The sequence below is a fragment of the Veillonella sp. R32 genome, from assembly GCF_010093125.1.
GTDB lineage: Bacteria > Bacillota > Negativicutes > Veillonellales > Veillonellaceae > Veillonella_A.
The window spans coordinates 22,262-38,367 of sequence record NZ_NMZQ01000003.1; the positions used below are offsets into that span (position 1 = coordinate 22,262).

10 protein-coding genes are annotated in these 16,106 nt (G+C 39.3%); 2 read left to right on the forward strand and 8 right to left on the reverse strand.

Annotated elements, in window-relative coordinates; all coding sequences use genetic code 11:
* Window positions 1–258: 258 nt before the first annotated feature.
* Complete coding sequence (locus tag VER_RS00840) at window positions 259–1,830, reverse strand: WG repeat-containing protein (RefSeq protein WP_162099000.1); 1,572 nt, start codon at window positions 1,828–1,830, stop codon at window positions 259–261.
* A gap of 296 nt (window positions 1,831–2,126) precedes the next feature.
* On the reverse strand, window positions 2,127–5,657 hold the full coding sequence (gene nifJ / locus VER_RS00845) for a pyruvate:ferredoxin (flavodoxin) oxidoreductase (RefSeq protein ID WP_162099001.1): 3,531 nt from the start codon (window positions 5,655–5,657) through the stop codon (window positions 2,127–2,129).
* Between the two features lie 604 nt (window positions 5,658–6,261).
* Between nifJ and VER_RS00850 the strand changes: the two genes are divergently transcribed.
* Both VER_RS00850 and VER_RS00855 read left to right on the forward strand, forming a co-directional pair.
* Entirely contained in the window at window positions 6,262–7,191 is a 930-nt protein-coding gene (locus tag VER_RS00850; RefSeq protein WP_162099002.1) for a LysR family transcriptional regulator, read from the forward strand.
* A 5-nt stretch (window positions 7,192–7,196) separates the two neighbouring features.
* The gene (locus tag VER_RS00855; protein ID WP_162099003.1) at window positions 7,197–7,670 is read left to right on the forward strand and encodes a hypothetical protein; all 474 of its coding nucleotides are present in this window, start codon (window positions 7,197–7,199) and stop codon (window positions 7,668–7,670) included.
* A gap of 590 nt (window positions 7,671–8,260) precedes the next feature.
* Here VER_RS00855 and VER_RS00860 read toward each other — a convergent pair.
* The 6 genes from VER_RS00860 to VER_RS00885 form a co-directional block, all read right to left on the reverse strand.
* Entirely contained in the window at window positions 8,261–9,589 is a 1,329-nt protein-coding gene (locus VER_RS00860) for a CitMHS family transporter (protein WP_162099004.1), read from the reverse strand.
* A gap of 198 nt (window positions 9,590–9,787) precedes the next feature.
* Window positions 9,788–11,341, reverse strand: a complete 1,554-nt coding sequence (gene citF, locus VER_RS00865) for a citrate lyase subunit alpha (RefSeq protein ID WP_162099005.1) — start codon at window positions 11,339–11,341, stop codon at window positions 9,788–9,790.
* Complete coding sequence (gene citD / locus VER_RS00870; protein WP_162099006.1) at window positions 11,331–12,575, reverse strand: citrate lyase acyl carrier protein; 1,245 nt, start codon at window positions 12,573–12,575, stop codon at window positions 11,331–11,333. The genes citF and citD overlap by 11 nt, the downstream gene beginning before the upstream one ends.
* A gap of 127 nt (window positions 12,576–12,702) precedes the next feature.
* Window positions 12,703–14,133 carry an anion permease gene (locus tag VER_RS00875; RefSeq protein WP_162099007.1) on the reverse strand — a complete coding sequence of 477 codons (1,431 nt, stop codon included), beginning with the start codon at window positions 14,131–14,133 and terminating at the stop codon, window positions 12,703–12,705.
* A gap of 338 nt (window positions 14,134–14,471) precedes the next feature.
* Window positions 14,472–15,365, reverse strand: coding sequence for a LysR family transcriptional regulator (locus VER_RS00880; RefSeq protein ID WP_162099008.1), 894 nt, complete (start codon window positions 15,363–15,365; stop codon window positions 14,472–14,474).
* Window positions 15,366–15,377: 12 nt separating this feature from the next.
* Window positions 15,378–16,076: a Bax inhibitor-1/YccA family protein gene (locus VER_RS00885; protein ID WP_162099009.1), complete on the reverse strand. Its 699-nt coding sequence runs from the start codon at window positions 16,074–16,076 to the stop codon at window positions 15,378–15,380.
* Window positions 16,077–16,106: the final 30 nt, after the last annotated feature.

The window sequence follows — 16,106 nt, forward strand, 5'->3', positions numbered from 1 at the left end:
TGTCCCCCCCGCAAGACATTTATCCATGTTTCCTCATCTTATTTTCATTCTTGTTTTCCTCTAGCTATTATTCAAAATTTTCAAGCAAATACTCTTCTAGCTCTATATCCTCCTAAACTCGCCCCATCCCTCATAATATGAAAAAGAACGGTCATTGCCTACAGCAATAACCGCTCTTTCTTATTTACATATTCTATTTCCAATTAACTTCACAAGTGACTTAGGATTTCCTTAGTAAAATCTTATTTGTCTAATCCCTTATCTCCCTAGCATTATGCCACTACCTGTAGGAATCACAAAGTTCACATCTTTATAAATTGGCTCTACTATCCATTTACCAGTTGTATCCATAATGCCCCATTTACCATCCACACGAACAGCCGCATAGTACGCATAAAAATTAGTTACATCTTGAATCGCTATATCCTTAGCTTCAAATACAACCTGTCCTTCACGATTAATTATCTTATAGCCAGTAAAACCATCACCCAGTTCAGAGTCACCTACCACCCACGCGAAGCCTTCAGCACCGAAGGCACTTTGCATAGCTGTTTTCGATAAACGGAACATCTCTTTGCGAGTTGGCTCCATTTTATACACTCGTTTGCCATCAGCAGCCGTAGCTACTACATAGCTATCATTCATAAAATCTACACTTTCATACAGGAATGGTAAAACTTGTGTATTAATCAAGTAATTCATAACACCACGTTTTTCCGTAGTCTTATCTTTAAGTGCAATATATGGATCAGCTAAACTTATTTTTTCTAATTCATAATCGCCATAAGGAATCAAGAAATTACCTTGTCGATCGACAACGGCCAACTTTTTATCGTTTTCCACAACAGTGCCAAATGACATCATAGGATATACATGATCTAATTTACTATCTATAACTACCTTACCCTCTCGATCAATATAGCCACGTTTTACTTTATCCTTAGCAACGGTAATTCCACTGAAGAAATGCGAATGATGTCCATAATCCCAGAAATCATCATAGCCGTAGCCATAACCAACGCTAAGACCAATTCCATCACGGCCAACGCTTATACCAATCCCTGTATCATGGCTCCCACCAAAACCGGCCCCTAGGGCTACGCCAGCAATCGCACCTAACAGATTAAACCCAGAAGCTTTACGCTGAATTTCAGCCAAGCCATTATGGTATGGATATACGTAATCCGCATCTACAGTAAACAATTCAGTGCCCGTACCATCAATAGCTACTCGTTTGCCATTTTTATTCTTTACAAACGCCCTATCTTCACTAAAATCAGTCAATACATCTTTAAATTGAGGTGCAATCACAATATCATCGTTTTGATTCTTAAATCCATAACGTTTCGTTTGTTTATCTTTAAACGGATAATATTGACTAGACACATAATTAATATCTTCCGTAACAGGACTCGCTAATTTTACACCTACAAAGCCTTCCTCTTTTGCTTTCGGATTATTAAATACAATAGCTTGCCCTTTTTCGCGAGCCACTACGCGTTTATATTTAGGTTCTATTACCGTGTGTCCCTGAGAATCGACTAAACCATAGCTATCCTTTGTTTCAACAATGGCTAACGCTCGATTCAAGGTTTTTAATTGAACTGGATCTTCCCCTTTTACGGCGCTGTCCTCAATAGCTACACCATTATTAGGCAAAACAGCTAAGGGCGTACCATTTTGTACAAAATCTACGCCTTCACTTTGTAATACACTATTAGGTAAATAATTAATCGATTCTGAAATAGCCGCCTCACTAGAGCTTATGCCCAAGCAAAAAGAGCATACCGCCGCGACTAACAAGGTTTTAGAACGTTTGGTTACTTTCATAGGTCTACCTCCTAGTTACTGCTAACTATTAACTGTTAACTGGGTACTGATTACTGGTTACTGGTTACTTGTTACTTGTTACTTGTTACTTGTTACTCATATTATAGTGTTTGTCTTTCAAATTGGCAATTAGCGAATCGTAATGCTTAAATCGTAGTACATACAAAAACCGCAAGGCACTCTTACGAGCAACCTTGCGGTTCTATGTTTAGACATTATGGCTACTTAGACCTTCATAGTCACTACTTACCTCATTGTAAGCTTAACCTCATAAATATCTATGTATTTTTTTTGAATTATTGTACTTCGTCAAAACCTTTTTGAAGACGAACGTAGGATTTACGACGTTCGATAGCATCTTTTTCAGTTTTTTCGAATAATTCTTCAGCCATTTCTGGTGCAGCTTTCTTCAAGGAAGCATAACGAACTTCGTTCATTAAGAAGTCGCGGAAGTTTTCAGTTGGTTCTTTGGAATCCAAGCTGAATGGGTTCTTACCAGCTTCTTTAAGAGCTGGGTTGTAACGGTAAAGATCCCAGTAACCAGCAGCTACAGCACGACGTTGTTCTTCCTGAGCATTACCCATACCGCCTTTAATACCATGGTTGATACATGGAGCGTAAGCGATAATTAAGGATGGACCTGGATATGCTTCAGCTTCAGTGATAGCTTTCATTAATTGGTTTTTATCAGCACCCATGGAAACTTGAGCTACATATACATAGCCATAAGTCATAGCCATCATGCCAAGGTCTTTCTTCTTAGTACGTTTACCAGAAGCAGCGAACTGAGCTACAGCAGCTGTATGAGTGGATTTAGAGGACTGACCACCAGTGTTGGAGTAAACTTCAGTATCGAATACGAATACATTGATGTCTTCGCCAGAAGCTAATACATGGTCAAGACCACCGAAACCAATATCGTAAGCCCAGCCGTCACCACCGAAGATCCATTGAGAACGTTTTACTAAGTATTGTTTCTTAGCAAGAATTTCTTTAACTTCTTCAGTTTGTTCAGCAGCTTCTAATTCTTTTACCAATTCAGCTACGCGTTCACGAGAACCTTCACCTTGGTCTTTGCCTTCGATCCAGTTTTCGATAGCTGCTTTTAAGCTTGGAGCTGCTTTTTCAGCAACAACTTGAGCTGTTTCAGCTAATTGAGCACGAACTTTTTGTGCACCAACGAACATACCATAGCCATATTCAGCGTTATCTTCGAACAAGGAGTTGCCCCATGCAGGACCTTGACCTTGTTGGTTAGTTGTGTATGGAGAAGCTGGCATGGAAGCACCCCAGATAGAGGAACAACCAGTAGCATTAGCAATCACCATGCGGTCACCGAATAATTGAGTGATTAAACGAGCGTATGGAGTTTCACCACAACCTGCGCAAGCGCCGGAGAACTCAAGAAGTGGAGTTTCGAACTGGCTACCTTTAACAGTTTCTTTCTTCATTGGGTTAGCTTTTACTGGTAATTTAACTGCATAATCCCAAGTTTCAGCAAATTCCATTTCGCCGTCGATAGGACGCATTTCAATAGCTTTGCCTTTAGGGGAAGGACAGATATTAACACAGTTGGAACAACCTAAGCAATCAAGTGGAGATACAGCAATACGGAATTGAAGATCTTTAGCACCAAGAGCTGGAATTGCTTCGAAGTTATCTGGACCAGCAGCAACTTCTTCAGCAGTTGCTAATACAGGGCGAATCGTAGCATGTGGACATACGAACGCACATTGGTTACATTGGATACAGTTTTCTTTGATCCAGTGTGGAACGAATAAAGCAGCACCACGTTTTTCGTAAGCAGCTGTACCAGCAGGTAACGTACCATCTTCATAACCAGCGAATGTACTTACAGGTAAGTCATAACCAGCTTGAGCATTTACAGGTTTACAGATGTTTTCAACATAACTTGGGCAAGATGCGCAACCTGGTTTTTCTTCTTTAGCAGCGTTGTCAACAGCATCTTTCCAAGAAGCTGGAACGTCGATTTTAACAAGAGCGTCAACGCCTTTGTCGATAGCAGCATTGTTCATGTCAACAACGTTTTGACCTTTTTTACCGTAAGTTTTTTCTACGGAATCTTTAAGGTATTCAATAGCTTTATCAACAGGGATGATGTTTGTCAATTTGAAGAAAGCAGCCTGACAAATCATGTTGATACGACCACCTAAGCCGATTTCACGAGCAATTTCAGCAGCGTTGATGATGTAGAAGTTTAATTCTTTTTCAACAATTGTACGACGTAAGCTTGCTGGTAATTTTTCTTCCAATTCTTCTGGAGTCCAAGTACAGTTCAATAAGAATGTGCCGCCTTTTTTGATACCACGAAGAAGGTCATATTCATGAACATAGGACTGACGATGACAAGCAATGAATTCAGGTTCCGTTACAAGGTAAGGTTTGTTGATAGGAGTCTTACCGAAACGAAGGTGAGACATTGTTACGCCACCAGATTTTTTGGAGTCATAGTCAAAGTATGCTTGAGCATACATATCAGTGTAGTCACCGATGATTTTGATAGCGGATTTGTTAGCACCTACAGTACCGTCAGAACCGAAGCCCCAGAATTTGCAGCCAGTTAAACCTTCAGCTGTAATGGAAACGCCTTCAGCGCGTTTCAAGGACAAGTTCGTAACGTCATCTTCGATACCTAATGTAAAGAAGCGTTTAGGAGCATCTGCTAACATGTTATCGAATACAGATACGATGTCTGCAGGGATAACGTCTTTGGAGCTTAAGCCATAACGACCGCCATATACTTTAGCGTTAATGTCGTTTTGTACTAAAGCAGCCTGTACATCTAAGAATAAAGGTTCAGCCAATGCGCCTGGTTCTTTCGTGCGGTCTAACACAGCAATACGTTCTACTGTTTTAGGTAAAGCAGCTACGAAACGATCAGTTGCGAATGGACGGAACAAGTGAATTTTAACTAAACCAACTTTGCGGCCTTGTTTGTTTAAGTAATCAACAGTTTCTTCTACTACCTGGCAGCTAGAACCCATAGCTACGATAACGTCAGTAGCATCTGGAGCACCTACGTAGTTGAATAATTGGTAGTTACGACCAGTTAATTTGTTGATTTCAGCCATGTAATGTTCTACTACATTTGGCACTTCAAGATAGAATGGGTTAGATGCTTCACGATGCTGGAAGTAAATATCAGGGTTTTCTGCAGTACCACGAGTTACAGGTGCATCTGGATTTAAAGCACGTTTACGGAATTCTTCAACAGCTTCCATATCTACTAATGGTTTTAATTCTTCGTAGTCAAGAACTTCAATTTTTTGAATTTCATGAGAAGTACGGAAACCATCAAAGAAGTTGATGAATGGTACGCGTGTTTTAATAGCTGTTAAGTGAGCTACTGGAGCAAGGTCCATAACTTCTTGTACAGAAGCTTCGGAGAGCATTGCACAACCTGCTGCACGAGCGGCCATAACGTCTTGGTGGTCACCAAAAATGGCTAATGCGTGAGCGGCAAGAGCACGAGCTGCTACATGGAATACACCTGGTAATAATTCACCAGCTACTTTGTACAAGTTTGGAAGCATTAACAATAAACCTTGAGAAGAGGTAAATGTAGTTGTTAAAGCACCTGCTTGTAAGGAACCGTGTACAGCAGCGGCAGCACCAGCTTCAGACTGCATTTCTACAACCTGTACTTTGTGGCCGAAGATGTTTTTACGGCCAGTGGCAGCCCAGTCATCAACGTGTTCTGGCATTGGAGAAGACGGTGTGATTGGATAGATAGCTGCTACTTCGGTAAAACCGTATGCAACGTGAGCTGCGGCCTGGTTGCCGTCCATAGTTTTCATTTTACGCATGTTAAAAAAGCCTCCTTAAGCATTAAGAATGAGTTTTACACTTGCTTACCCTTATTATCTCAGGAACAAATTCCCCCGCACCTAGCGCATATCTATGTCTTAGCATGTGAATACCCTATAGTATATTGAATACACTATAGGATTTTATACTGCATATAAATTTTTGACATACATATTGGCAAATCGCTTCTAAACCGCACTACTTCACGACATAAGCAACAAAGGATGTTAAAATTTAATGCATTCTTTGTCGTATTTTTCGTAAAAGCATTGCCTATCTTGCAAAAATGTAATAATATAATACTATTAAAACTCTTTTGCATTTGGAGGACCTATTTCATTCCTAAAATAACAAATCGATATAGCCTCATGTCTTAATTATACAATTATAGATTGCATATAGCAACTGAAACAGGCGTATCTAATTTGCTAATTATGAGATAATAACTTGACATTTTTTCATAGGTTCTCAATATTGCGAATGCTTTTCAATAAGGTTATTTTTCAACATTTTCGAGCCATCCTTGACAATGCATGAGTCTAACGCATTCTTGAAAAGTAGTTTCGAGTTTTTTATATATTATTTAACTAGCTGAGGTGTACTATGGATTTTCATCATTTAAAATACTTCGTAGAAGTAGCCGATCAAAAAAGTTTCAGTAAAGCAGCGCGCAACTTGCACATCTCTCAATCCGCTATTAGTCGTACGATTAAAGCCCTAGAAGATGAGTTAGGTGTTGTTTTATTCATGCGTAACGCTAAATCAGTAGAATTAACTGACGGCGGTACCATCTTCTTAACACACGCGAAACGTGTCGTATTCATGTTTGAACACTTAAAAGTAGATTTTGAGAATGAATTCCGTTTAGAGCAAGGTTCCATTTTAATTGGTCTACCACCAATTACCGATGCGCCTATTTTTGCTCAATTATTGGGTGAATTTAAACGAGCTTACCCACAAATCGATTTAGAATTATATGAACATGGTTCTAAGAAAATCGAGCTTAGTGTACAAGAAGGTCTTATTGATATTGGTATTATTTGTACAAAACCAAATCCAAAAGAATTTGAATCCTTCTATCTTACCAGTGACCCTCTCTGCGTTATTTTACCGCGAGATAATCCATTGGCCAAAGAAAAAGAAATTTCTCTGGATATGTTATCAGAAGAATCTTTTGTACTTCACAAAGATGATTTCAATCTTCATGATGAAGTTGTTAAATCTTGTAAACACGCTGGGTTCCAACCACATATTGTATTTGAAACGAGTCAACGTGACTTAATGTTACAAACCGTAGGTGCTCACTTGGCTATCGCCTTATTGCCTAGTCGCCTCTGCCCTACAAAAGGAGAAAACACAAAAGTTGGTACTAGTGTGGTCGTTCGTCCATTAGTGCGTCCTGAAATTACTCATACCTTATATGTAATTTGGAAAAAAGGTCACTATCTCTCCCATGCGTCTCGCTTATGGTTAGATTTTGTTACTGCTAAATTACCATTACCAACTGGTTCTATTTCTGTAGAAGGGAAATAAGTATCATGAGTGAGGAACGCCCTCGCAATTCAGAACATCCCCACGGCCGTTTTAAGGTCGTAACTACGCTAAAAAAACTTTGTAAACGTACAACGACTTGGCTTTGGTTACTCATCTTTTGCCTAGCCGGTTATATAGCCTATCAGCAAGCGCAAATTGATGAATTAGCGACTAGAGTTTATGGTCAATACAACATGAGCGATATGGATAGCTTTGACTATCGCATTACGAACTTAGAGCATATTAGTAACGCTCATGCAGCTCGCTTAAAAGCTGCGGAAAAGGATATATGGTACTTGCAAAAAGAGGCCAACGCCTTCCAGTGGCGCCTTATGCAATTAGAATGGCTTCACCCTGAGTTAGCAGTACCACAAGCGGCGCCAACGGTGCCTTCTTTAAAGGATTTTGACAGCAATCCTGGTAAAGTACCTTCGCCATTACAACCTGGCGAAAGTATTTTCAATGAAGAAACACCTTAGTTTAGTACACCTCACAGCTATGGTGTTGTCTTCATACACAACAATATATAAAATAAAAAGCACTCAACCAAGTTACGCCTTACCTTATAACGGCTAACTCTCTAGGTTGAGTGTTTTTATTCCCTTATATATTTTGATTAACCTAACAAGCCCTTGCTAGGGCTCCCCTCACGACATTAGCGACTAGCCAATATAATCAGGCTCGCAATAATCGCTAATTGCGCCCCTAAGGAGCGCATGATTCTTCCCTTATACACTGCCATATACGCTACCTCCTTGTCCCTAAAATACCTCCTAACTTCACTGTACCTAACTGATATCCATACCGTCTCAATAGTTTGTTGATAATAATTATCAATCTTTATTTATATAATATCATAGGCTTTTCATTTTGTAAATTATACGACCTATACATTTTTGTAAACTATTACCACAAAAGGCTGTAAGCGAATCGATAGATCATCGTTCACTTACAGCCTTTATAACAGCTTACCTATTAAACTAGAAAGTTTAATTTTAACTATTAAACCTTAATTTTACCTATTAAACTAAAATTTTAACTATTAAATCTTAATCGTAATGAATAAACCTTAAATATGGAATAAACCTAACATAGCGCCACAGGCCAAGGAAATCAAGGACATGATGAATAAACGAGGCGCACAGAATTTTAATAAATCTTTGATTTCAATACCAGCCAAACCACAAGCTAAGAAAGTAGTAGCTGCATGAGGTGTTACAAGTACACCATAGTTTTTAGAAATCAACATCGCCATAGCCATATCGTGTGGATTTACCCCAAAGCGTTCCCCTACACTAATAGCCAATGGTACTAAACCAAAGAAGTAAGAGTCAGTACCAAGTAACATACCAATTGGCACCCCAAGAATACCAAAGATAGTTTGAAGATGACCACCTAAGAAGTCTGGAACTAACGCAATAAGCATAGTGGCCATAGCATCCATCATTTTAGTACCGCTTAATACACCTAAGAATACACCGGATGCCAATAAAATCATAGGCATAGTTAAGGCTGTATCAGCATGCATTTTAATAGCTTTAGATTGCGCTTTAGCACCTGGGAAGTTAACAATCAAAGCAATAGCTAAACCAAACATAAAAGCCCCATAGAGCGGAATTTTAGTAAAGCAAAGTAAACCAATAACAACTAAAGTTAAAATACCGTTGAACCATAATAATTTAGGGCGTTTCAACGCTTCCAAATCTTCAGACGTTACATTGCCATCAGTTGGTACTAAAGAGGAATCTAATAAAGCAGCTTCCCCAGTTGGATTTAAGCCAGCACCACGACGTTTTTCAACAATACCCATATAAGCGGCAAATACAAGTAAAATAACTAAGCCTACCCCTTGTAATGGGATTAATTCTTGCCATAAAGCATTTACATCCGCATTCAAAACAACGCCAGTACGAGCAACTGGACCACCCCATGGTACCAAGTTCATAATACTCATAGCGGCACCAATAATACATACTAAGGTTACGGGGCGCATATGAAGCTTCTTATAAATTGGAAGCATAGCTGGAATTGTAATCAAAAGCGTGGATGCTAACGCACCATCCAAATGACCTACAACAGCAATCATAGCGGTAGCAATGGTAACTAACATAATATTATTGCCTGCTTTTTTAGCTAAATAGTTTACTAATGGATCAAAAAGGCCTACATCACTCATTAACGAGAAATATACAATGGAGAATACAAATAATACCGCCGTAGACCAAGTCTTGGACACACCTGTTTGAATAAATGTAAAAATATCAGATGGGCCAAAGCCAGCAATAACAGCTGCAATAATAGGTACGATAACAAAAATAGGTACAGGATTTGTCTTAGACTGAATTAATGCCCAAACGATGATGACAATCATCAATAGGCCAAGAATACCTAATAACATAGAAGAACGCTCCTTTCAAATATACAGATGCTACATAACAAAGGACTCTCTCTCATTTAGTAAGCCTGCCTATTATTGCGCTATACAAAGAAAAAGGGATTGCCGCAACAATCCCTTTTCAAAAATACTATTAGCAATTCTAGTCAAGCTTCGTAACGCAGATTTAATAATTAAATTGTCTTAACTACTTCAGTTTAATTAATCTAATGGTTTACGTACAACGTCGATAATGGTACCATCACGATATTCAACGATAGCCACTACATCTTCATCTTTTTCACTTACAGTAATACCTTCTGGTTTACCTACAAGATCAAAGGCTAATTTTTGCAATTCTTCAATTGTGTAAATTGGTAAGTTAGAATCTTTGAAACGTTCAATTAAGTCAGTACGACGAGGATTAATAGCAATACCACGTTCTGTTACAATTACGTCAACAGATTCACCTGGCGTAATAACAGTTTGAACACTATCTAAAATCATTGGCAAACGGCCACGTACTAATGGACAAGTAATAACTGTACATTTAGCACCAGCAGCTGTATCACTATGACCGCCAGAAGCACCCATAAGCACCCCATTGGAGTCAGTCATACAGTTAACATTGAAATTAGTATCAATTTCAGTAGCCCCAAGGAACACTACATCAAGATAGTTAGTCATGTTGTCAGTCCAAGGATCCGCATACATGGATGCGCTCATTTCAATGTGAGCTGGGTTTTTATGTAAAGAAGCAGCTGCTACCGTATCAAATGTTTGAGTATCATAAATAGCATTGATTAAACCGTCTTCTAACATACCTGCTAAGATACCAGTGGCACCACCAATACCAAAGCCTGCTTTAACACCCTGTTCTTTAAGTTTTTGACCAATAAATTTAGCCACAGTTAAAGGCGCTCCACCAGCACCAAGCTGGAAGCTGAAACCTTCTTTAATAATGCCTGCTTGATCAAGGAATTCAGCAGCCATTTCAGCGATTTTAATCTGTACAGGGTTCTTAGTGAAACCAACGGCCCCAGAAGCAATGCCTTCTGGATCACCAATCGCTTCTACTTCAACGATGTAATCTACATCTGTTTGAGGTACGGAGTAAGGATATACATAGTCAACCAAGTTGTCAGTAATAGCCACTGTTTTATCAGCATAGTGGGAATCTACCATAGCATAGCCAAGCGCGCCACAAGCAGATTTACCTTGCATGCCTGTGAAATTACCACGGCGGTCACAAGTAGGCGCACCCATGAAGGCTACGTCAATATGCACTTCACCAGCAATGATAGCACGAGCACGGCCACCATGAGAACGAATAACTACAGGGCGTTTTAATACGCCAGGATTCTTCGTTAAGAATTTGCCTAGTGCATCACGAAGACCAGACGTTTCAATAGCCGTTACTGTACCGTCTTTAATCATATCGATTAAGAAGTCATGGCAAGGGCTAAGAGAACTGGAAGCAACAGTAATATCTTTAATACCTTTAGCTTGAATGCGTTCCATAACCATTTTCATAACATAGTCACCATTACGGAAATGATGGTGGAAAGAAACAGTCATACCATCTTTTAAGCCAGTTTTTTCAATGGCTTCATCGATGGAAGATAATAATTTATCAGCGCCACCTTGATTATATTTAGCAACAGGACGGCCTACACGACGTACTTTAGGCTCAATAGCGAACTCGCCTTGATATACTTCACGACCCGCAAGAGCTGGTAAATCCATTGGAATTTCGCGATTTGCTTTATTTAACATTAATTTCAGCTCCTTCATCTACTTCTACTTTAATACCGGCTGCACGTGCTTTATCTACAATGCGTTGTGCACGAACTACGATAGGACCATCAATCATCTTACCATCAACAGCAATAACGCCTTTATTGTTTTTCAAAGCATCTGCATAGCTATTCAATACTTTAACGGAATGAGCAATTTCTTTTTCATCTGGTGTAAATACTTTATGAGCCAATTTAATCTGGCTTGGATGGATACAAGATTTACCATCAAAGCCAAGTGCTTTAATGTATTGTACTTCTTCTACGAAACCATCTGGATCTTTAACGTCGGAGAATACGGTATCTACGCAACGAATACCGGCTTCACGAGCAGCCAATAAGATGGACTGACGAGCAAAAGTCAATTCAACGGCTGGTTTAGATTTACCAGTACGAAGGTCAGCACGATAATCTTCAGCGCCAAGAGCGATACCTACTACGCGAGGACCATGGCAGATTTCACGCACATTGTAAAGACCTTTAACGGATTCAATAGCTACGATAATATTAATGGTACCTTCTTCCCAACCATTCGCTTTTTCTACTTCTTCAATTTTACGAGCTACGATTTCAACTTCAGATACATCTTCAGTTTTAGGAATACGAATCAAGTTTGGTTTAGCTGGTACGATTACATCCAAGTCATCATAACCATATGGTGTCTGCGTTGGATGGTTAATACGTACTACTGTTTCAGAGCGGAAAGTCATGCTTTTTAAAGCTTCCGCTGTCATCAAACGAGCTGTATCTTTTTCTGTTACAGGAATGGAATCTTCAATATCAAACATCAAACTATCAGCACCGTGAATGTCTGCACTGTTGATCATTTTAGGTGTATTACCTGGCACAAACATCATGCTACGAGAAATACGAGCTTTAGCAGCTTCTGATAAAGGTAAGTTTTTAACTTCTACAGGACGAGTTTCGTCATGAGTAACAGCTGGTTTTGGTTCAGAACCACGTTCTAACGCGCCCAATACACGAGCTTTAATAGCATAATCCCAAGCGGCTTTATCGTCGGCAATAACTTTTACCCCATCATAACCAGCTTCTTTTACTGTCTTTACGATTAATTCTTCGATATGTTTACCATACTGACGTTTTACTTTTGAAGTTAACTCTACTTCAATACCAGCTGCGATTGGTTCTACGGTTACAAGACAATCTTGTTTTTCGTCAAAACCAGCTGTCGCTGCTTTTACTAATTTGTTCATAGCTTCGCATCCTTTCTCAACGAATCATAGCTAATAAAGTAACTAACACTAAACCTAAAAAGAACTAAAATATATAATTTACTAACACTCAAGGGGAGCTAAGCTCCACCTGAGTTAATAACAAAACTTATTTAATGAGGCCAATAGCGGACCAGTAACCGTAACCAACTGTCATCGTTAATACGAAACATACGATAGCTACTAAGCCACCAACAATCCACCAAGTCTTAACATCATTAAAGCCTTCACCAAAGATAATTGGCGCTGCGGCCCCGCCGTAGTGAGTTAAAGCACCACCATAAGAGTTAGTCGCTGCTAATACAAGTGCAAGCCCCATTGGATCAATACCTGCTACTTTACCAACTGTTAAGAATACTGGTAACATAGCTACTACATAGGCACTACCAGAAGCGAACAAGTAACGTACTACTACGCTGATAAAGCCGATAATCACAAGCGCAATGAATGCGTTTTCACCGAAGTGAATATGGGTTTCCATGAATTTAGCTAACCATTCAAAGAATTTTACTTTGCTCAACGCACTAGACATACCAATGATACCGCCGAACCAAATGAACGTGTTCCAAGCACCATTACTTTTAAGTACATCATCCCATTTAATAACATTACATACGATAGATAAACACATCGCTGCTACCGCTACAGCTGTCGCATTGATGGAGAATTTAATACCAAAACCTTGTTCTAAAATAGAAGGCATCGCCCAACCAAGTAACGCAAGGATGAAGATAGCAACCAAGATTTTTTCACTTAATTTCATTGGCCCTAAATCTTCAAGACCTTGTTTAGCAATCGTGTGATTGTCAATCTTAGTCAAAGTAGGACGTTCAAAAATGTAAGTAACAAATGGTACTGCCAATAACATAACAAGACCTGGAATAACCATGGCTAACGCCCATACACCCCAGTTAAGATCAACACCTAAAATCTTATTCATGAAGTCAGCAGCCAATAAGTTTGGCGCCATAGCAGTGGCGAACATAAAGGATGTAACTTTAGTTACCATGTAAGTATTAGCACTTAAGTAAGCACCCGCTTTTTTAGCCGTTTCACCTGGTTCAGAACCAAGCGCACGAGCCGTCGCATTGATGATTGGGTAAACGATACCACCAGCACGAGCTGTATTGGATGGTGTTACTGGGGAGATGATAAAGTCTAAAATAGCGGTTACATAACCCAAACGTAACACAGTAGAACCAAACATCCCAATTAGATGATACGCAATACGGCGTCCAAGGCCCGTTTTTACAAAGGCAACAGACAAAGCAAACGCCGAGAATACCAACCACAAAGTGGAAGAAGCGTAACCAGATAATACGGCAGACGTATTATTCAAGAAAATAGAAGATGCTGCAATCGATACTAATAAGACTACGGGAGCACCCCAAGGTTTAATAACAAGGCCTACAATGGCGGTCAAATAGAACCCAAATAAACGCCACGCATTTACTTCAAGTCCTTCTGGCGGTGGTGTAAACCAAATGATTAACGGAATCAACGCCATAACTGCAATTTTAATTAATTTGCTGCTGTTCATTCTGTAAAAACTCCTTAATTCATACATATAACAAACTTAAAACACAACCTACAAGTTCGTGCAAGTTATGCTCTTGCTCAACCTGTAAGCTCATTATATCGGTCTATAAGTCATCTGAAAAATAAAAAGCTTATATGCGCTGCATAAATTTTTTATCGACATTTTTTCATGCTTTACATTACTTTGAGTAATACCCTTTAAAATAGCATAAAAAAAGAATCTTTTCGATTTTTTCGAAAAGATTCTTTAAATATATCGTATAATTTGCAATATCAGCATAAGTCAGTGCTTTTACTTATGAAGTAATTATTCACGATTACAACTTGATTAACTCAGCACTAAAATTCAATATCCACGGGTGTGTAATCCTTATAATGTTCACACACATAGTCAATAAAGGTTTTAGCGGCAATTAGCTTAGTGCTGACTTCACTAAAATGCAATAAAGTACTACGCATAAATGGAGTTCCATCCTTGTGATAAATCGGTGCCACATGGATGCCCTCATCTTTACAAGAACCTAGACCTAAATAAGGTAAAATAGCCCAGCCTAAGCCTTCCCGCACAAAGTGACGGCAAGTTACCATGGAGTCAAGCTCCATAGCCGGTTCTAAACTGGTAGGTAAGTTTTCACTGCGCCAGCTTTCTACAATGGACGAAATGGAGCCATCCGTACGATATTGAATCCAAGGCAAGGAGGCTAAATCATCGATACTAACCTTATCTTTGTAGACCAGACAATAAGGCTCTTCAAAGAGTTTAATAGAATTCGTAGATTCTTTAAAATTACCACGAGTAATGGCAATCATAACTTCGCCCCCATTAAACATCTTATTAACATGAGAACTATAACCTGATTTTACCTGCATATGAATATGAGGATATTTTTCAGTAAATAAACTCAATAAATGCGGCAATTGATAGTCTGCAAAGTTAATGGACGAAGCAATTTTCAAAGTACCTTGAATCTCGCCGCTCATTTCACCAATGGATTGCTTTAAACTTTCCGTTTCTTCTAGCATACGCCGACAATAAGCATGAAATACTTCCCCTTGAGGCGTCAAGGTAATCCCTTCATTAGTACGTAATAACAAAGGACAGCCTAAATCTTCTTCTAAATGGCGCAAGCGATAACTTAGCGCTGGTTGCGAGAGAAATAGCTTATCCGCTGCTTTGGTAATATTCCCTTCCGCCACAACAGTAACAAAGGTTTGCCACTCTTTTTCATCCATAACAAGGCCCCCTTAGTCTCTGCGGAAAAAGCGCAAGATGGATAAGAAAATATTAATAAAATCTAAATATAGCATTAAAGCGCCGATTAATTCAATGCGTTCCAACACATCATCATCTTCTAGTGCAGCTACGGTCAATAAGCCTTTAATCCGGTTTACATCCACCGCTGTAAAAATGGTGAAAATAATAACCCCCAAGGCGCCTAGACCTAAATTAACAATGCCACTATTGAAGAAGAACATGTTCAATAAGCTCACAATAATAAGGGCTACCACCGCACCAATTAAGTACGTAGACCAAGAGGTCAAATCCTTTTTAATCACGCCCCCAATAATAGCGAAGCTACCAAAAAAGGCTACAGTACCTAGAAAGGCGTAGAAAAAGGCGCTGCTACCATAGACCACACTTAGTACGGCTAAGGTTAAGCCATTAAGAATAGAATACACAAAAAACATCGCTTTGAGTGCGGTCAAACTAGCACTCATCTGACGAGCACTAAATAGAATCACCACACCCAATTCAATGAGTAATATAATATTATAATTGGACGCTGCCATATTGAGCCATTGAGGATTAAATAAAGCTGCTAATAAGGTGACAAAGGTCGTTAAAATCCCCCACCCCATCCATAGCATAGAATTGCGCAACTTACGCGCTACCACTTGAGAAACTACCGATTGCTCAGCATTCACTGGCATAGAGTAATTCATAAAAACCTCCTTAATTCTGACTGTCATGGA